An 18,006-nucleotide genomic window follows, 5' to 3' on the forward strand; every position below is an offset into this window, starting at 1 on the left:
GGGCCGCTTCACACATGGCCATTGAAAAGCTGCTGATCGCGAACCGGGGCGAAATCGCCCTTCGCATCCATCGCGCCTGTCATGAAATGGGAATCAAGACGGTAGCCGTGCATTCTACCGCCGACGCCGACGCGATGCATGTGCGCTTGGCCGACGAAGCGATATGCATCGGCCCTCCTGCGGCGAAGGACAGCTATCTCAACATTGCCGCGATTATTTCCGCGGCCGAAATCTCCGGCGCCGACGCAATCCATCCCGGCTATGGATTCCTGTCCGAAAACGCCCAGTTTGCCGAAATCGTCGAGGCGCACAACATCGCCTTCGTGGGGCCCAAACCCGAACATATCCGCATCATGGGCGACAAGGTGGAAGCGAAGCGCACCGCCGGCGCGCTCGGCCTGCCGCTGGTCCCCGGCTCCGACGGCGCGCTCTCCAGCGTAGAGGAAGCCAAGGAAGTGGCCGCGAAGATCGGCTACCCCGTCCTCATCAAGGCCGCATCGGGCGGCGGCGGCCGCGGCATGAAGGTCGTGCCCAGCGAAGACCTGCTCGAAACCTCGATGAAGCAGGCCGGTTCGGAGGCGAAGGCCGCCTTCGGTGACGACACCGTCTATATGGAAAAATATCTGGGCAACCCCCGGCATATCGAATTCCAGGTCTTCGGTGACGGCAACGGCAACGCCATCCATCTGGGCGAGCGCGACTGCTCGCTCCAGCGCCGCCACCAGAAGGTGCTGGAGGAAGCCCCCTCCCCCGTCCTTTCCGCCGCCGAGCGCGACCGGATGGGTGAAGTCGTGCGCAAGGCGATGGCCGATATGGGCTATCGCGGCGCGGGCACGATCGAGTTCCTGTGGGAAGATGGCGAATTCTACTTCATCGAGATGAACACCCGCCTGCAGGTGGAGCATCCCGTGACGGAGATGATCACGGGCGTCGACCTTGTCCGCGAGCAGATCCGCGTCGCGGAGGGCAAGCCGCTGTCCGTCGAGCAACAGGATATCGAGTTTCACGGCCACGCCATCGAATGCCGCATCAATGCCGAGGACCCACGCACCTTTGCGCCTTCGCCCGGTACCGTCACCAGCTATCATGTGCCAGGCGGCATGCACGTCCGCGTCGATAGTGGCCTCTACCAGGGCTACAGGGTGCCGCCCTATTATGACAGCATGATCGGCAAGCTGATCGTCTATGGCCGCACCCGCGAAGGGTGCATCATGCGCCTCAAGCGCGCGCTGGAGGAATATGTGATCGAGGGCATGAAGACCACGATCCCGCTCCACCAGAAGCTGCTGAAGAATGCGGATTTCCTCAACGGCGACTATACGATCAAGTGGCTGGAAGAGTGGCTGGCGAAAGACGAGGCGTGAAGGCGACCATCTGGCACAACCCCCGCTGCTCTAAATCGCGGGCCGCGCTCGCGATCCTCGAAGCAACACCGGGGGTTGAGGTCGAGGTGGTGGAATATCTCAAGACCCCGCCCAGCCGCGCCGAAATCGAAGCCGTGCTGGCAAAGGCGGGCGTCCGTGCGTCGGAGGCCGTCCGCAAAGGCGAGGCAGTCGTCAAGGAAATCGGCCTCGACGTGACGGATGACAAAGCCGTGCTGGATGCGATGGCAGCGCATCCCATCCTGATCGAGCGCGCGATCTTGATCACCGACAAGGGCGCCGTCATCGCTCGTCCCCCGGAACGAGTGAACGACGTCCTCTAATCCCCTCACGCATCAAAGCCGGCGTGAATAACCTATGTAGATTTCTGCGTCCGGACTGTCGCGGTTGAGTCCGAGGTTCACCCCAGCGTCCAGTTGAGCGATCTTGGAGGCCTGCCAAGCCATCGACACGCCGGTGAGCAGCCGGGTATCGTGGCCGGCAGGGTCTTCGTCTCGCAGCGCGGACGCCTCAAGGCTGGCCGAGACCCCTTCGCTGATCGCCAGTTGCAGGCCGGCTGTCTCGCCCCACGCGAGATGACGCCCCGTGCGATCCTTGTCCACCGCAGCGTCGACTTCCCCAGTGGCTTCGAAGCTCAGGTCATTGCCCAGATCAAAGGAGGACGGAATTAGGATGCCGGCGGCCCAGTCCCCCGCTCCGATCGCCTGCCCGCCGGTCGGCAACGTGACGTAAGGCATCACGGCGATCGAGATGCCCGATCCGTCCGGATTCTGCAGGTTGCGTCGGAGGGCCAGCGTTACATCGCCAACGCCTTCCCTGTTCGCCACCGATCCGCTTTCCCGCTCCCGGACATGGCCATATGCGGTCCAGCCCATCTGGGCTTCCAAATGGTCCGCTATACCGAGACGCAGCAGCATCTCCCCCAAGCTGATGGTGTCAGTTCGCCCGTCCCTGCTCTTGTCCCATGCCCAGTCGCCAATGCCAACTTCCGCCTGCGCCGTGCCTGGGGACAGGGTACAAGGCGGCGTACCGATACCGGGGCGATCTGCGCAGAAGCTTCTGTCTGCTTGCTGCCCGGCTGCGGGAGCCGTGACCGCCGCCATCAATATCCCGGCGCACAGCGCCTTTGCCCCATTCATGATGTCATATTCCTTTCGATCCCGGACCATATAGAACGTCACGAACCAAGCACAGCGACATCGGCTCCCCACTGGAGCCACTCCGCATAACCCGCTATCCCCTGCGCCATGCCTCAGAATCATCTCTATCTTGTCGACGGCAGCGGCTATATCTTCCGCGCTTATCACCAGCTTCCGCCGCTCACCAACAAGCATGGCCAGCCCGTCGGCGCGGTCTATGGCTACACCACCATGCTCTGGAAGCTGGCCGATGAACTGGGCAAAGCCGAGGGGCCGACCCATCTCGCCGTGGTGCTAGACAAGGGCAGCCATACCTTCCGCAACGACATGTACGACCAGTACAAGGCAAACCGTCCGCCGCCGCCCGAGGACCTTATCCCGCAATTCCCGATGATCCGCGACGCGACCCGCGCGTTTTCTCTCCCCTGCATCGAGGAAGCGGGGTTCGAGGCCGACGACATCATCGCCAGCTATACAAAGGCCGCCGTGGCGCAGGGCTGGCACGTCACCATCGTCAGTTCCGACAAGGACCTGATGCAGCTCATCCAGCCCGGCGTCGACATGTACGACACGATGAAGAATGAGCGGCGCGGCGCCGACTATGTGATGGCCAAGTTCGGCGTTCAGCCCGAGCAACTGGGTGATGTGCTTGCCCTCATGGGCGACAGCGTCGACAATGTTCCCGGCGTGCCCGGCATCGGCCCCAAGACCGCGGCGAAGCTCATCAGTGAATATGGCAGTCTGGAAGCGACCCTTGAAGCGGCGCCTTCCATGAAGAAATCGAAGATGCAGGAAAATCTCATCGCCCATGCCGATATGGCGCGGCTTTCACGCCGCCTCGTCGCGCTGCACGATGCAATGGACCTGCCCGAACCGCTGGACGATCTGACGCTCAAGGGCATTCCACCCGAACCGCTGCAAGCCTTCCTCGAACATCATGGCTTCAAATCGCTGCTCGCTCGCGCAGGCGCGCCCGCCGCGGCGGTAGCGATCGCGACCGCCGCAGCCGCCGTGACCGAGGTTACAGCGCCGGCCGCCCCGGTCCTTGAAGTGGCCCCCCCTATTGATCGCAGCCTCTATGAAACGGTGGTGACGGAAGAAGCGCTCGACCGCTGGATCGCCGCCGCTCATGCCGAGGGCATCGTCGCGGTGGACACCGAAACCGACATGCTCGATTGCGTATCCTGCGCGCTGGTCGGCGTCAGCCTCGCCATCGGTCCCAACGCGGCCTGCTACATACCAATCGGCCACGGCGGCACGGACATGTTCGCCGAAAAGCCGCAGCAACTCGCCAAGGATTTCGTACTCGGGAAACTAAAGCCGCTGCTGGAGGATGACAGTGTCCTCAAGGTCGGGCAGAATCTGAAATATGACCTGACGGTCATGCGCCGCCATGGGATCGAAATCGCGCCCTATGACGACACCATTGTCATGAGCTTCGACCTCGACGCCGGGCAAAGCCTGGCCGGCCATGGCATGGACGAGGCGGCAAAAGTTCACCTCAACCACAAATGCATCAGTTTCAAGGAGGTCTGCGGCACCGGCAAGAGCCAGATCAGCTTCGCCGCAGTTCCACTCGACAAGGCAACCGAATATGCCGCCGAGGACGCCGACGTGACGCTGCGGCTGTGGAAGCTGTTCAAGAGCCGGATCGCCAGTGAAGGCGCTAATCGTGTCTATGAACTTGTCGACCGGCCGCTCGTGTCGATCATCGCGGGCATGGAGCATGAAGGCATCAAGGTCGACCGAGAAGCGCTCTCCCGCCTTTCGTCCGAATTCACAGCGGAGATCGCGAGGCTCGAAAGCGAAATCCACGCCCTTGCCGGGCAGCCCTTCGCGATTGGATCGACCCAGCAACTAGGCGCGATCCTGTTCGACAAGCTGGGATACAAGGGCGGCAAGAAGGGCAAATCGGGCGCCTATTCGACCGATGTCACCATCCTCGAACAACTGAAGGTCCAAGGCGCCGAAATCGCAGGCAAGATCCTTGACTGGCGGCAGTTGACCAAGCTCAAGTCGACCTACACCGACGCTCTGCAGGCCCAGATCAATAAGGACACGAGCCGCGTTCACACCAGCTATTCGCTGTCCGGCGCGCAGACCGGCCGCCTGTCCTCGACTGATCCAAACCTCCAGAACATTCCCATCCGGACCGAAGTCGGCCGCCAGATTCGCCACGCCTTCGTCGCCGAGCCGGGGAACGTCATCCTGGCAGCGGACTATAGCCAGATTGAATTGCGCCTCGCAGCGCATATGGCTGATGTCCCGGCGCTAAGGGAGGCCTTCGCCAATGGCGAGGACATCCACGCCGCCACGGCTCAGCAATTGTTCGGAGAGGTCAATCGCGACACGCGCGGGCGGGCCAAGACGATCAACTTCGCAATCCTCTACGGCATCAGCCGCTGGGGCCTTGCCGGACGGCTGGAAATCAGCGCCGACGAAGCGCAGGACATGATCAGCCGCTATTATGAGCGCTTCCCTGGCATCAGCCTCTACATCAGCGAGACCATCGAAAAGGCGCGATCACGCGGCTATACCGAAACTCTGTTCGGCCGGAAAACCTGGTTCCCGCGCATCAAGGCGCCGGTCCAGCACGAGCGTCAGGGCGCCGAACGCGCGGCGATCAATGCTCCGATCCAGGGAACCAGCGCCGACATCATCAAGCGCGCCATGGTCCGCATGGGTCCGGCCCTGGCCGCCGAAGGACTGCATCAGGTCAAGATGCTGCTGCAGGTGCATGACGAACTGGTGTTCGAAGTACCGGAAGGTGAAGTCGACCAGGCGGGCGCCATCATTCGCCGGGTGATGGAAACAGCGGCCGAACCGATCGTCAGGCTCAGCGTGCCCCTTGGCGTCGAAATCGGCCACGGACCAAGCTGGGGCGCGGCACATTGACCCATCCATCATGACCGTGGGAAGTGGCATGACGAACGGTGCTATCCCCGCGCATACCGGTCCTCATAACGGACGATATCGTCTTCGCCCACATAGGAGCCGGTCTGCACCTCTATGAACACTAGCGGGATGCGGCCAGGATTCTCAATTCGGTGCTTCGCCCCAACCGGGATGTAGACTGACTGATTCTCTGACAGCAGCGTGCTATCCTCCTCGACGGTGACCTTCGCAGTCCCCTCCACCACGATCCAGTGTTCGGACCGATGGAAATGGCTCTGCAGGCTGAGTGAAGCGCCCGGCAGCACGGTGATGCGCTTCACCTGAAAGCGTCCGCCGACCAACAGACTTTCATACCAGCCCCAGGGCCGGTGATCCTTGGGAAAATTCTCCGCCTGTGGGGCACCCTTCTTCTTGAGGGCATCAACAGCCAGGCGAACATCCTGAGACCGCGATTTGTCGGCGATCAGCACGGCGTCGTTCATCGCGATGGCGATGACATTGTCGAGACCAAGACCCACCAGTTCCAGCCCCTCGCTGTCCGACCGCAGCAGCGTATCCCGACAGTCAATGGCCGTCGCCGCGCCTGACAGCGCGACACCCTGCTCGTCCGGCTGCAGGTGGCTCCAAACCGCGTCCCACCCGCCAAGGTCAGACCATTGGTCAGCATATGGTACCACGGCAAGGTTTGCCGCCCGTTCCATGATCGCATAGTCAATCGATATGTCTGGACAGGCTTCCCAGGGTTCGGTCCCCAGCCGACAGAAACCCAGATCGCCCTCCGCCTGAGCAATGGCGGCCCTGACGGCATCCAGAACAGCCGGCGCATGCGTTTCGAACGCGGTGATCAGATCCTTGGCGGCGAAGAGGAAGATGCCCGCGTTCCAGAGATGATCGCCGCTCGCCAGCATGGCCGCAGCCCGCTCCGCATCAGGCTTTTCGACGAAGCGCGCCAGCTTGACGGGTTCGCCCGTCACATCCGGCTTGGCGACGAGCTTCAGATAGCCGTAGCCGGTCTCCGGCCGGGTCGGCTTGATGCCGAAAGTGACCAAATCCCCTGCGAGCGCCGCAGGAACGCCCTTGTCCACGGCCGTGCGGAATGCTGCCGCGTTCGGCACCACATGGTCGGACGGCGCGACCAGCATCATCGCATCGGGACGTCGCTCGACCAGATAAAGGGCGGCCGCCAATATCGCCGGCGCCGTGTTCCGTACCGCCGGCTCGATCAATATCGCTTCCGCGTCGAGTCCTTCCTGCGCGAGCTGCTCGGCGACAATGAATCGGAAGGTAGAGTTGGTAAGGACGATCGGTCGGGAAAAGGCGAAGCTTTCGCCCGATCCGGTCAGGCGCGACGCTGCTGCGCGGAACAGCGTGCCCTCGCCCAGCAGCGGCACGAACTGCTTGGGATAGGATTTGCGTGACAAGGGCCACAGCCGCGTCCCACTGCCCCCGGCCAATATGACGGGCGTAACATCCTGAATTGGCACGGCGGCATCATGTGACATGGATCAACTCTTCCGGCGAGGGAATGAGCCACCCGTCTAACCGGCAAAAGCACGACATTTCAATCGGCACATTCACTGGGCGACATAAAAGAGCCGGACCTATGCACACCCGGCTCACCTGTTCAGTCGAAAAGCGCTTCGAGAAAGCTTTTCTTGCGCTTCGTGGAATATCGCCGATCGTCTCGATAGTCACGTTCGGCGATAGCTGGACGCAGCGGTCGAAGCTGCAACTAGCGCCGCGTCCCGCCCGGATCGCTCTATGATCTTGTCGAGTTCCCCGGTCGAGCCAAACGCCCCGGCATTGCGGGCACAAATCGATTTCGAGTCCCTACCGGTCCGTCATGGAGAGGGCCGCATGACAGACCGGGCAGAGCATCGCCGACACTGCCTGAGCATCGCGCACCGGCTTATTCCCGTTCGCCGGTGAGGCTGAGCAGCATCTGGAAAAGGTTGACGAAGTTCAGGTACAGCGACAGTGCACCCATGACCTGCATTTTCTGCGCGACTTCCTGGCCGGCATAATTGAAATATTCCGACTTGATCCGCTGCACGTCCCAGGCCGTGAGACCAGTGAACACCACCACGCCAATGATCGAGATCACCATTGCCATGGCCGACGAGCCGATGAAGATGTTGATGAGGCTCGCGACCAGAATGCCGATCAGGCCCATGATCAAGAACGATCCGAACTTCGACAAGTCACGCCCGGTGGTATAACCCCACAGCGCCATCGCGAGGAACATCACCGCAGCCGAGAAAAAGGCCTGCGCGATCGATCCACCGGTGAAGACCAAGAAGATGCTCGCCAGCGACACGCCCATGACCGCCGAAAAGGCGTAGAAAGCCAGGCGCGCGCCCGCCGTCGTCATTTTTTCGATGCGGAAGCTGAAGAAAAACACAAAGGCGAGTGGCGCAAAGATCGCCACCCATTTGAGCGGCGTGCCGAAAATCGCGGCGGCCAGCGGCGGCGTATTGCCGATAAAGGCAGCGACCAGCCCGGTGATAACCAGGCCAATGCCCATATTGCGAAAAACGCCCAGCATGTGCGCGCGCAGCCCTGCATCGGTCTGCGCCGTGTGGCTCGCACCATAGCCCGGCATACGAACGGGATTGTTCACGGCGTCTATACTCCAACCAAACGTCTATCGTGGATCGAGTGGCCCGGCGCGGTCTTCGTGAGGCAGAGGGGGGACAAAACGCTCACGAACCTGCACCGAGCACACTCGATGCGGTCCGACATCACGGCTGAACATGGTAATTCGTCCAACCGCCAGAGGGGCCCGGCCCGCATCAACAATATCGGTGGGCCAACGCGCCAATGCAAGGGATCGCCCCGCCAGCAACAATTTGTTACAAATTCACACCGTTGTTGACGCTTCCAACGAACCGCCGCATGGCTGCCGCATGAGCGACCAGTTCACCCCAGCCCAACAGCATATCGGCGCTCCTTTGCGCCTGTTCAACAGCCTGAGCCGCACGGTCGAGGCCTTCACCACGATCGAACCCAATCACGCCCGCATCTACAGCTGCGGGCCGACGGTCTATAACTATGCCCATCTCGGCAATCTGCGCGCCTATATCTTCACGGACACGCTCCGCCGGACCCTGCTGTGGAAGGAAGTGGCGGTCACGCACATCATCAACATCACCGATGTCGGGCACCTGACCAGCGACGCGGACGCCGGCGACGACAAGATGGAAGCGGCGGCCCGCGCTCAAGCCAAGAGCATCTGGGACATCGCGGCGCACTATACCGACGCCTTCAAACGCAACATTGCGGACCTCAACATCCTGCCGCCCAGCGAATGGACGGTCGCGACCGACTATGTGCCGCAGATGATCGCCTTTGCGCAGAAGATCGCGCCCGCGCATTGCTACGAGCTGGAAACCGGCCTCTATTTCGACAGTAGCAGCGTGCCCGATTATGGGGCGCTGGCCGGTGGGCGCGACGACGCCGCCCACGCCCGCATCGATCCGGTCGCGGGCAAGCGCAATCCCAGCGATTTCGCCATCTGGCGCAAGTCGCCCCCCGGCGAACAGCGGCAGATGGAATGGGACAGCCCCTGGGGCAAGGGCGCGCCGGGGTGGCATCTGGAATGTTCGGTGATGAGCGAGGCGCGCCTGGGTTACCCGTTCGATATTCACACCGGCGGGATCGACCATCGCGAGATCCATCACCCCAATGAAATCGCACAGAACCAGGCCTTCCGGTCCGCCTGCTGCGGCGGCGATGCAGACGCGGCAACCGGTAGCTTCACCGGCGCGCGTTGGTGGATGCACAATAATTTCCTGGTCGACCGCCAAGGCAAGATGAGCAAGTCGAAGGGCGGCTTCACCACCCTCTTTTCGCTGATGGATGCCGGCGTCCATCCGCTTGCCTATCGCCTGCTTTGCCTGGGCGCCCATTATCGCAGCGAACTGGAATTCAGCGCCGGCAGCGTGAGGGCCGCACTCACGCGGCTGAAGCGCCTCGTCATGGCGGTCGAGGCGCTGAAAACGCGCGCGGAGGGCGTCACCTGGCAGTCGCCGCGCCTCGAATATCTGCGAGCGAACCTGCATCCCAAGCTCTCCCCGCTGCTGGAACAGTTCGACGCCGCGCTCAGCGACGATCTCATGACACCGCGCGCGCTGCCGCTGCTCGAGGAAGCGATTACCCTTAAAAAGGTGCCGGTCGATGAAAAGCTCTGCCTGCTCGCTGCTTTCGACCAGGCGCTGGGCCTGAACCTGCTGCAACTGACCCGCGCCGATCTGCGGATCCAGCCCCGCAGCGCCCAGATCACCCCCGAGGAGATCGAGGCGGAAGTGGAGCGCCGGCAGGCCGCCCGCACGGACAAGGACTTCGCGCTGTCGGATGAGATCCGCGACGGGCTGCTCGCGCGCGGCGTCGAAGTCATGGACGGTGATCCGCTGCGCTGGGACTGGCGCTTGATATTAGAGTAAAATCACGGTTTACCAATGTGTTACGCCTCCGTCACAATGAGACGAACCGAGGCGGACCCGCGTTGGTTTATCTGGACAGGCCACGCGCGAAGGCGCACCTTCCGCCGCCATGAGATGGCTTTTCCCGGCGATAGCGGTCGTCGCCCTTGGCAGCGTGACACCACCGCCCGCGCAAGCGCAGAATTTCATGTTCGAAACCGGCGCGACCCTGCTTGCCAAATGCCGCAACAAGGCGCCGGAATATGCGCTGGCCTGCACGGCCTACATCGTGGGCGCGGTGGACGGCATAAAGAAGGATGTGTTCATCGGCCGCGCCCAGCCCAATTGCTGGCCGGCGCAGATGGATGCGGACGAGGTCCGCCGCACGGTCGTCAGCTATCTCGAACGCTATCCCGACCAGCGCAAGGCACCGGCGTCGGTGCTGGTCAGCGTCGCGCTCAACAGCCGCTATCCGTGCCAGAAATGACGCCGATCACTGTGATCGTCACGGCTCGTTAGACGGGCTGGCCACGGCTTGTGTATAAACTTGCCTTAGTCCCTACATAAGCGTAGGTGCGGCCCCTATTTTTGTAGCTTTAGGAGACTCGACGTGGCGGCGAAGTGGACGCCGGAAAGCTGGCGGGAGCATAAGGGCATCCAGATGCCCGTCTATCGTGATGCCCAGGCGCTTGGCGCCGTGGAGGCACAGCTCAGCCAGTTTCCCCCGCTCGTCTTTGCCGGCGAAGCGCGCAGCCTCAAGCACGAACTCGCCAAGGTCACGACCGGCGACGCTTTCCTGCTACAGGGCGGCGACTGTGCGGAGAGCTTCGCTGAGTTCCATCCGAATAATATCCGCGACACCTTCCGCGTGCTGTTGCAGATGGCGGTGGTGCTGACCTTCGCGTCCAAGCTGCCGATCGTGAAGGTCGGCCGCATGGCGGGGCAGTTCGCCAAGCCGCGCTCGGCCGATACCGAGACGATCGGCGGGATTGAGCTGCCCAGCTATCGCGGCGACAATGTCAACGACATCGCCTTCACGCCGGAAGCGCGTGAGCCCGATGCCCAGCGCATGGTCCGGGCCTATAACCAGTCGGCCGCGACGCTGAACCTGCTGCGCGCTTTTTCGACCGGCGGCTATGCGAGCCTCGACCGGGTGCATGGCTGGATGCTCGATTTCATGGGCCGCAGCCCGTGGGCCGCGAAATTCGAGGCGATGGCGGACCAGATCGGCCAGGCGCTCGACTTCATGCGCGCCTGCGGCCTGTCGCCCGAAACCGTGCCGCAGCTTGGCGGGACCAGCTTCTACACCAGCCATGAAGCGCTGCTGCTTCCCTATGAGCAGGCCCTGACCCGGCAGGATTCGCTGACCGGCGATTGGTACGACACGTCCGCCCATATGCTGTGGATCGGCGACCGGACCCGGTTCGAGGGATCGGCCCATGTCGAATATCTGCGCGGCATCGGCAATCCGATCGGCATGAAGTGCGGTCCCAGCCTGGAGCCGGACGCGCTCATTCGCCTGCTCGACCTGCTGAACCCGACCCGCGAAGCAGGGCGCATCACGCTCATCACCCGTTATGGCCATGACAAGATCGAAGCAGGCCTGCCCAAGCTGGTCCGGGCGGTGCTGCGCGAGGGCCATCCGGTGGTGTGGTCCTGCGATCCGATGCACGGCAATGTCATCAAGGCCGCCAATGGCTACAAAACGCGGCCGTTCGACCGCATCCTTGCCGAAGTGCGCGGCTTCTTCGCGGTCCATAGGGCCGAAGGCAGCTTCGGTGGCGGCATCCACGCCGAGATGACCGGCCAGAACGTGACGGAGTGCACCGGCGGCGCCATCGCCATCACCGACGAGGGGCTGGCGGATCGCTACCACACCCATTGCGACCCGCGCCTCAACGCGGCGCAGAGCCTCGAACTCGCTTTCCTGCTCGCGGAAATGCTGAACGAGGAACTGAAGGAACGCCGCGCCGCGGCATGAGGTGAAGGAAGCGTGCTCCTGCGCGAGCCGGAGCACGCTGTCCCCATATGCCGATCGAAACGGCACAATGTTGAGCCGCGACACTGGCTTTGAGCGAAAAATATCGCTGCCTCCGGTCTAATCCCGAAGCCTGCCTGACAGGATGAAGGATCCCATGACCCAAGCACTGGCCACCAAAACCCGCAGCTTTCGCGATCTGCGCGCCTTTGCAGCGGTCGCCACCATTCCCGATGACGCGCAGGGCGACCCATTCCTCGCCAGCCGCGTGGCGCTCGACCTGCCGGAGGGGTCCGTTTCAATCAACCTCATCGTCCTGCCCCAAGGACGCGGGCGCGTCGACGCGCTGCCCGAGGATGAATTTCTGATCCTGCTCGACGGCGCTCTCGCGCTGAAGAGTGCCGATCGCACCCGTCAGTTCGCCCCGGACCAGAGTTTCGTCATCACCAAGGGAACGGGATTTTCCTGGTCTTCGCGCGAAGGCGCGCGGATCATCGCAATGCGCCGCAAGGGTAGCCCGGGCGGGTCGTCCGCCGTCATCCCGATCGACCAGGACGCGCCACTGGAACCGTCGGCCGCTCCGCTCGCCGAACTGCTTGTGGGTCCGACGCCCGACTGCCGCAACTTCACCGACTATCGCTCGGCCGACGGGGAATTTGTCTGCGGCACTTGGGATTCGACCCCCTATCATCGCCTGTCCATGCCCTATCGCCATTATGAACTGATGCAGCTGCTGGAAGGCAGCGTAACCTTCGTCGACGGCGACGGTCGCGAAGGGACGTTCCGAAAGGGCGACATCTTCCTGGTCGAACAGGGCGCGCATTGCAGCTGGGACAGCCGCGTGCATGTCAAGAAAGTCTATGCCATCCATCGTCCCGCCTGATGGCGCCGCTCGACGGGTCGGGCGGCCTTCATCCTCATTGCCCACAGTTCGTCACACGAACGTAACAAGGCCGTGATTTGGACCCTTGCTTTGGCGGCGCATCCCTATAGCTTCCGCTCATGGCAAAGGAACCGCAATTGGCGACCATCGCCGTCTACAGCCTCAAGGGAGGCGTGGGTAAAACCACCTTCGCGATCAACCTTGCCTGGGCATCAGCCAATATTTCGAAGCGACGCACCTTGTTGTGGGACCTCGATCCCCAGGCAGCGTCGAGCTGGCTGCTCTCCACCGACCTGGCAAGCCGCGATGCCGCGCAAGCGATTTTCAGCAAGGATGTGGACGTCCGAAAGCTGATCCAGCCGTCCAGCGTACAGAACCTGGACCTGATCGCCGCCGACACCTCGCTCCGCAGCCTGGACCATCTTTTTCGCGAGATGGACAAGAAGAAGCGACTCGCCAAACTGATCGAAGGGCTGGGCAAGGATTATGATCGCATCATCCTGGACTGCCCGCCGGGTCTGACCGAAACGAGCGAGCAGGTGCTTCGCGCCGCCGACCTCATCGTCATTCCGGTGATACCATCCCCCCTCGCCCAACGCGCGATGGGGGAAGTCGCGCGTTATCTCGTCCAGCGCGGCGGCAGCCATCCGCCGATATTGCCGGTCTATTCCATGGTCGATCGCCGGCGGGCGCTGCATCGCACGGCACTGGACGCGCAGCCCAACTGGCCGGCAATCCCGATGGCGAGCGCGGTCGAGCAAATGGCCGTGCGCCGCAAGCCATTGGGGGCCTTCGCCGCGTCGTCTCCATCGGCGCAGGCTTTCTCGGGCCTCTGGACGAGCATCGAACGGCAGTTGCTGAGCCGCTAGAGCCGTTTCCGTTCTGATTGCATCAGACTGACTGGTCCACATCTTTGCTTTAACGCATTTTCCCAGTCAGCAGATGATCTCATCTGCTTCGAAAATGCTCTAGCCGTTCTCCATAACAGGGCCGTAATTCCAACCTCTCTCAGGACCGCGCCCGCAGCGGATCGGCCGGGAATAGCGCCGCCGCCTCCTTCGCCGGCATCGGCCGCCCGAAATAATAGCCCTGGATCTTGCGGCAGCCCAGGCGCCTGACCATCGCCAGCTCGGCTTCGGTTTCGACGCCCTCGGCGGTCGTCGCCATCCCCAGGCTGTCGGCCAGCGTCACGACCGCGCGGATGATGGCCAGGCTTTCGGCCTTGTTGTTGGACGCGCCGACCACGAAGCTGCGATCGATTTTGATCGTGTTGAAGCGCGTCCGGCTGAGATAGCCGAGCGAGGAATAGCCGGTCCCGAAATCATCGAGCGACAGCTGGATGCCGAGCGACAGCAACTGGTCCAATATCTTGAGCGCACCCGTATCGGCGTTCATGAACACGCTTTCGGTGACTTCCAATTCCAGCCGCTGCGCATCCAACCCACTTTGCGCCAGCGCCGACATCACCGCCGCGACGAAGCTGGGGTGGACCAGCTGCTCCGCGGATACATTGACCGCGACCCGAACCGGGTCCGGCCAGCACACCGCCTCCATGCAGGCGGTCCGCAGCACCCATTCACCGATCGGCGCGATCAGCCGGGCCTCTTCGGCAACGGGAATGAACTTCGCGGGCGAGATCGCGCCCATTTCCGGATGGGTCCAGCGCAGCAGCGCCTCAAACCCCAAGACCGTGCCCTCCTCGGCATCGACCACCGGCTGGTAGACCACATGCAACTGGTCCCGCTCCAGCGCATCGCGCAGCGCAAGTTCCAGCTTGCGCCGTTCCTCCGCCTGGGCATGGAGCTGCGGCTCATAGGCGCAGTGGGTGCCCCCGCCCTCGCCCTTGGCACGATAAAGCGCCAAGTCGGCGCTGCGGATGAGCGCTTCGGATTCCGCGCCATCCTGCGGCGATATCGCAGAGCCAACGGACGCTCCGACATGCAGAATGTGCGCATCGACCTGATAGGGAACCGACAGTCCGCCGATGATGGCGCCGGCGAGGCGGGCTATGGCCTGTTCCTCGAAAAGCTGAGGGATCACGACGGCGAACTCGTCGCCGCCGATGCGCCCGCAAAATTCGGCGCCCGAACAGATTTGCCGCAGACGCCGCGCCACCTGGGTCAGCAGCTTGTCACCCACCTGATGACCGAGCGTGTCGTTGACCGCCTTGAAACGGTCAAGGTCGATCATCAGAAAGGCGCAGCTCATCGACCGCTGCTTGCGCGAATCCGCCAGGGACTTGTCGAGCACGTCGCGCAGATGGACGCGGTTGGGCAGCCCCGTCAGCGGATCGAAGCGGGCGAGTTGGGCAATACGGTCGGCGGATTCCCGTTGCACCGTGACATCCGATCCCACCCCGCGAAAGCCGAGGAACACGCCCGCATCATCATATCGTGGCGACGCCGACAATTCCCACCAGCGGTTCGCCCCCTTCACGTCCACCGGGACGACAAGGTTGCTGAAGCTCTCGCGCCGCTTGAGATGGTCGGCCAGGGCATGAAGGCCGGGATGGAAAAGGCCGCTTTCCCAGGCAGAGCCCGCAAGGATCTGGACCAGCAGCATTCCGTCCAGCTCGGCGGGGGCGCAGCCCAGGCTCTCTGCCAGGCGGGGCGACACGCTGTTCAGACGACGGCTGGCGTCGGTCTGCCACAGCCAGTCGGACCCCTCCTGCTCATATTCGCGCAGCAGCAGGCTGACCACCTCGCTTTTTTCTTCCAGCTGCACACTGGCGCTATGCTGGCGGGCGAATGTGCGGGCGTAGAGGAAGCAGCCGACCAGCAGTGACAGGGCATAGCTCGTAGCAAGCATCAGCAGCGGGAAATGGCCCGGCGCATGGAACAGCGCCGGCAATCCGGCGATGCAAGACAGCAGGAAGCCGGTAGCTGCGAGCGGCGTCGTGGCATAGCTGATCGCGCCACACACCATGATGCAGCTGAAGATCGTCCAGATCGCCACCAGCTGAGTCGCACCGCCTTCGGTCGAGAGCAGCAACATTCCGCTCGCCCAGAGAATGCCCTGGCCGAGCCCCCCCAGGCCATGGAGGCGCAGATCCCGTGCATTGACCTCTCGTCGCGGGCGACCATTTCGGCGTCGGCCCGTGATGATGCACATCAGCATCGACAGGATCATCGCACCCGTCCACACCGCCAATATGGGGATGGAAATCGACCTGCCGAAAACCTGCCACAGGAACAATATGCCGAACAGGTTCATCGATCGGCGCAGCAGGGCAGCGCTGTCGGCCGAGCGCAATTGCGCACCCATGACGCGAAGACCCGCCTCGTTCGCCACACTGGCAAGACCCATCATCGCACGCAAGGGAACACGTTCCTGTGGAGCCTGATGGGACGACGAGCGATATTTGCCTAGCATCCGCCCGCCTTAGCAGGCAGCGGTTAGCAATCCGTAACCTGTGCTCGAAGCTAAATCAGGCGGCGATGTCGTAGGGCCGAATTTCACCTGCCAGATACAGGTTGCGAGCCTTGGACCGGCTGAGCTTGCCTGAACTGGTGCGCGGCAAGGTGCGGGGCGGCACCAGTTCAACCACGCAGTTCATCCCGGTGATCGCCCGAACCCGCTCGCGGATCTGGTCGCGCAGGCGCGTGCGCTCGTCATTGTCCGAGGTGCGGCAGTGGACCAGGACGGCGGGCGCTTCCTCGCCGCCGGGCGTGGTGATCGCAAAGGCAGCGATGTCCCCCTGCTTGAACCCCGGCAGCTGCTCCACCGCCCATTCAATGTCCTGTGGCCAGTGATTCTTGCCGTTGATGATAATCATGTCCTTGGCACGGCCGACAATGTAGAGATAGCCATCGCTGAGATAGCCCATGTCGCCCGTGTCGAGCCAGCCGTCGACCAGGCAGGCATCGGTCGCCTCCTGATCCCGGAAATAGCCGACCATCAGACTGGGACCTGTTGTCCAGACCTTGCCGATCTGGCGTTCGTTCAGCTCGGCGCCGTCCTCGTCGCGGATTTCGACGATCATGTCCTTGGCGGGTTTGCCGCAATTCACGATCGAACGAAAACGCTGCGGGCGACCCTCGGTCGCGTCGCCGCCGGACAGGTCCGTTTCCTCGACCAGCTCGACGATGATGCCTTCGCCCGGCGGCATGATGGTGACCGCCAGCGTCGCCTCGGCAAGACCATAGCTGGGCAGAAATGCCTTCGGGCTGAACCCGGCATCGGCGAAAGCGTCGACGAAGCTCTGCATGACGTCCGGACGGATCATGTCCGCGCCATTTCCCGCCAGCCGCCAGCGCGACAGGTCGAAGCGGTCCTGCGCCTTGGTCTGGCTGGACATGCGGCGCGCGCAAATGTCATAGCCGAATGTCGGCGAATAGCTGATGGACGTGCCTTCGTTGCGGCTGATCAGGTCCAGCCACGCCAGGGGCCGGCGGGCGAAGTCCTCTGTCTTCATATAATCGGTGGATACCTGGTTGGCGACGACCGACAGGAAGCAGCCGACCAGGCCCATGTCATGATACCAGGGTAGCCAGCTGATACAGCGGTCGCTGTCCTGCACCTGCATGCCGTGACTGTGCGCCGACAGGTTGCTGAGAAGCGCATGGTGCGTGACGGCGACACCGTGGGGAAAGCGTGTCGATCCGCTGGAATATTGCAGATAGGCAATTTCGTGCGGCTGCGCCTGCGGCAATTCGCAGGGCACGACCTCGCGCGCGATGAAATCCTCAAAGGCGATGCTTTCGACCGCCTTCTGCCGGCCGGATTCGCCCGCCATCTCTTCCAGTTCCTTGGGGAAGAGGAACAGCATCGGGTCACAGCTGGACAGCTGGACGTTGAGCTGGTCGATATAGCTTTCCTTGCCGCCGAAGCTGGTCGGCAGCGGCAGCGGCACCGGCCAGGCCCCGGCATAGACGATGCCGAAGAACATCTGGGCGAATTCCGGTCCGGTCTCCGCGACCAGCGCCACCCGATGCTGCGGCTTGACCCCGTGGGCGATCAACCGATGAGCACAGGCGATGGCGTCGCGACGTAGTTCGGCAAAGGAATAGGGCCGCGCCAGATTGCCGCGCGCATCATGGAAATTGAGGCCTCGATGCCCCTGGGCCGCATAATCCAGCGCCTCGCCCAGCGTCTCGAAATCCGAGAAGCGGCGCGGCAGCGTATCGATCGTCGGCGTTGGTGCCATCATGCTTCGCGAACCCGTCATATTGGTGTCACCCAATGTCATCATTTTTCCTATTCAGCGCGCCGCTAACAGCTTTGCATGCGCTTTGCACCGGATAGTTGCGTTCCAGCCTGGACTTCTACCCCACAAGGCGCGGTAAAATTCCGGCCCTACTGTGGCATA

13 protein-coding genes and 1 pseudogene are annotated in these 18,006 nt (G+C 62.8%); 8 read left to right on the forward strand and 6 right to left on the reverse strand.

Features of this window, described 5'->3' with window-relative positions:
• Nucleotides 1–14: 14 nt before the first annotated feature.
• Together accC and arsC are read left to right on the forward strand one after the other, a co-directional pair.
• Nucleotides 15–1,364 carry an acetyl-CoA carboxylase biotin carboxylase subunit gene (gene accC / locus AAC640_RS02785; RefSeq protein ID WP_340264550.1) on the forward strand — a complete coding sequence of 450 codons (1,350 nt, stop codon included), beginning with the start codon at nucleotides 15–17 and terminating at the stop codon, nucleotides 1,362–1,364.
• Nucleotides 1,361–1,705, forward strand: a complete 345-nt coding sequence (gene arsC / locus AAC640_RS02790) for an arsenate reductase (glutaredoxin) (RefSeq protein WP_340264551.1) — start codon at nucleotides 1,361–1,363, stop codon at nucleotides 1,703–1,705. Before accC ends, arsC begins: the two co-directional genes overlap by 4 nt.
• Nucleotides 1,706–1,717: 12 nt before the next feature.
• Here arsC and AAC640_RS02795 read toward each other — a convergent pair whose 3' ends face one another.
• A complete protein-coding gene (locus tag AAC640_RS02795) occupies nucleotides 1,718–2,521 on the reverse strand; it encodes a transporter (RefSeq protein WP_340264552.1) in 804 nt (267 codons plus the stop codon).
• Nucleotides 2,522–2,629: 108 nt separating this feature from the next.
• Here AAC640_RS02795 and polA point away from each other — a divergent pair, with 108 nt between their 5' ends.
• Nucleotides 2,630–5,416, forward strand: a complete 2,787-nt coding sequence (polA, locus tag AAC640_RS02800) for a DNA polymerase I (RefSeq protein ID WP_340264553.1) — start codon at nucleotides 2,630–2,632, stop codon at nucleotides 5,414–5,416.
• A gap of 41 nt (nucleotides 5,417–5,457) precedes the next feature.
• On the opposite strand, the gene AAC640_RS02805 is transcribed toward polA, so the two are convergent.
• The 3 genes and pseudogenes from AAC640_RS02805 to AAC640_RS02815 form a co-directional block, all read right to left on the reverse strand.
• Complete coding sequence (locus AAC640_RS02805; protein ID WP_340264554.1) at nucleotides 5,458–6,918, reverse strand: mannose-1-phosphate guanylyltransferase/mannose-6-phosphate isomerase; 1,461 nt, start codon at nucleotides 6,916–6,918, stop codon at nucleotides 5,458–5,460.
• A 122-nt stretch (nucleotides 6,919–7,040) separates the two neighbouring features.
• Nucleotides 7,041–7,237: pseudogene (locus AAC640_RS02810) on the reverse strand (TFIIB-type zinc ribbon-containing protein).
• 88 nt (nucleotides 7,238–7,325) lie between these two features.
• The gene (locus AAC640_RS02815; protein WP_340264878.1) at nucleotides 7,326–8,018 is read right to left on the reverse strand and encodes a Bax inhibitor-1/YccA family protein; all 693 of its coding nucleotides are present in this window, start codon (nucleotides 8,016–8,018) and stop codon (nucleotides 7,326–7,328) included.
• A gap of 304 nt (nucleotides 8,019–8,322) precedes the next feature.
• Here AAC640_RS02815 and cysS point away from each other — a divergent pair, with 304 nt between their 5' ends.
• From cysS to AAC640_RS02840, 5 genes are all read left to right on the forward strand, one after another.
• On the forward strand, nucleotides 8,323–9,858 hold the full coding sequence (cysS, locus tag AAC640_RS02820) for a cysteine--tRNA ligase (protein WP_340264555.1): 1,536 nt from the start codon (nucleotides 8,323–8,325) through the stop codon (nucleotides 9,856–9,858).
• A gap of 109 nt (nucleotides 9,859–9,967) precedes the next feature.
• On the forward strand, nucleotides 9,968–10,324 hold the full coding sequence (locus AAC640_RS02825; RefSeq protein ID WP_422794940.1) for a Rap1a/Tai family immunity protein: 357 nt from the start codon (nucleotides 9,968–9,970) through the stop codon (nucleotides 10,322–10,324).
• 123 nt (nucleotides 10,325–10,447) lie between these two features.
• The gene (locus tag AAC640_RS02830; RefSeq protein WP_340264556.1) at nucleotides 10,448–11,818 is read left to right on the forward strand and encodes a class II 3-deoxy-7-phosphoheptulonate synthase; all 1,371 of its coding nucleotides are present in this window, start codon (nucleotides 10,448–10,450) and stop codon (nucleotides 11,816–11,818) included.
• 154 nt (nucleotides 11,819–11,972) lie between these two features.
• Nucleotides 11,973–12,698, forward strand: coding sequence for a cupin domain-containing protein (locus AAC640_RS02835; protein WP_340264557.1), 726 nt, complete (start codon nucleotides 11,973–11,975; stop codon nucleotides 12,696–12,698).
• Nucleotides 12,699–12,817: 119 nt separating this feature from the next.
• Nucleotides 12,818–13,567 (forward strand): ParA family protein, encoded by a 750-nt coding sequence (locus tag AAC640_RS02840; protein ID WP_340264558.1) that lies wholly within the window; start codon nucleotides 12,818–12,820, stop codon nucleotides 13,565–13,567.
• A gap of 139 nt (nucleotides 13,568–13,706) precedes the next feature.
• Here the strand turns inward: AAC640_RS02840 and AAC640_RS02845 are convergent, their stop codons facing one another.
• Complete coding sequence (locus AAC640_RS02845) at nucleotides 13,707–16,007, reverse strand: putative bifunctional diguanylate cyclase/phosphodiesterase (RefSeq protein ID WP_340264880.1); 2,301 nt, start codon at nucleotides 16,005–16,007, stop codon at nucleotides 13,707–13,709.
• A gap of 118 nt (nucleotides 16,008–16,125) precedes the next feature.
• Entirely contained in the window at nucleotides 16,126–17,886 is a 1,761-nt protein-coding gene (locus tag AAC640_RS02850) for a fatty acyl-AMP ligase (protein ID WP_340264559.1), read from the reverse strand.
• Nucleotides 17,887–18,006 lie beyond the last annotated feature (120 nt).

The sequence above is a fragment of the Sphingobium mellinum genome, from assembly GCF_037860795.1.
GTDB lineage: Bacteria > Pseudomonadota > Alphaproteobacteria > Sphingomonadales > Sphingomonadaceae > Sphingobium > Sphingobium mellinum.

Bases quoted from the DNA above. Each gene is read 5' to 3' on its own strand.
- accC (WP_340264550.1), top strand. From the start codon at position 15: ATGGCCATTGAAAAGCTGCTGATCGCGAACCGGGGCGAAATCGCCCTT.
- AAC640_RS02795 (WP_340264552.1), bottom strand. From the start codon at position 2,521: ATGAATGGGGCAAAGGCGCTGTGCGCCGGGATATTGATGGCGGCGGTC.
- polA (WP_340264553.1), top strand. From the start codon at position 2,630: ATGCCTCAGAATCATCTCTATCTTGTCGACGGCAGCGGCTATATCTTC.
- AAC640_RS02805 (WP_340264554.1), bottom strand. From the start codon at position 6,918: ATGTCACATGATGCCGCCGTGCCAATTCAGGATGTTACGCCCGTCATA.
- AAC640_RS02815 (WP_340264878.1), bottom strand. From the start codon at position 8,018: ATGCCGGGCTATGGTGCGAGCCACACGGCGCAGACCGATGCAGGGCTG.
- cysS (WP_340264555.1), top strand. From the start codon at position 8,323: ATGAGCGACCAGTTCACCCCAGCCCAACAGCATATCGGCGCTCCTTTG.
- AAC640_RS02825 (WP_422794940.1), top strand. From the start codon at position 9,968: ATGAGATGGCTTTTCCCGGCGATAGCGGTCGTCGCCCTTGGCAGCGTG.
- AAC640_RS02835 (WP_340264557.1), top strand. From the start codon at position 11,973: ATGACCCAAGCACTGGCCACCAAAACCCGCAGCTTTCGCGATCTGCGC.
- AAC640_RS02840 (WP_340264558.1), top strand. From the start codon at position 12,818: ATGGCAAAGGAACCGCAATTGGCGACCATCGCCGTCTACAGCCTCAAG.
- AAC640_RS02845 (WP_340264880.1), bottom strand. From the start codon at position 16,007: ATGATGGGTCTTGCCAGTGTGGCGAACGAGGCGGGTCTTCGCGTCATG.
- AAC640_RS02850 (WP_340264559.1), bottom strand. From the start codon at position 17,886: ATGACATTGGGTGACACCAATATGACGGGTTCGCGAAGCATGATGGCA.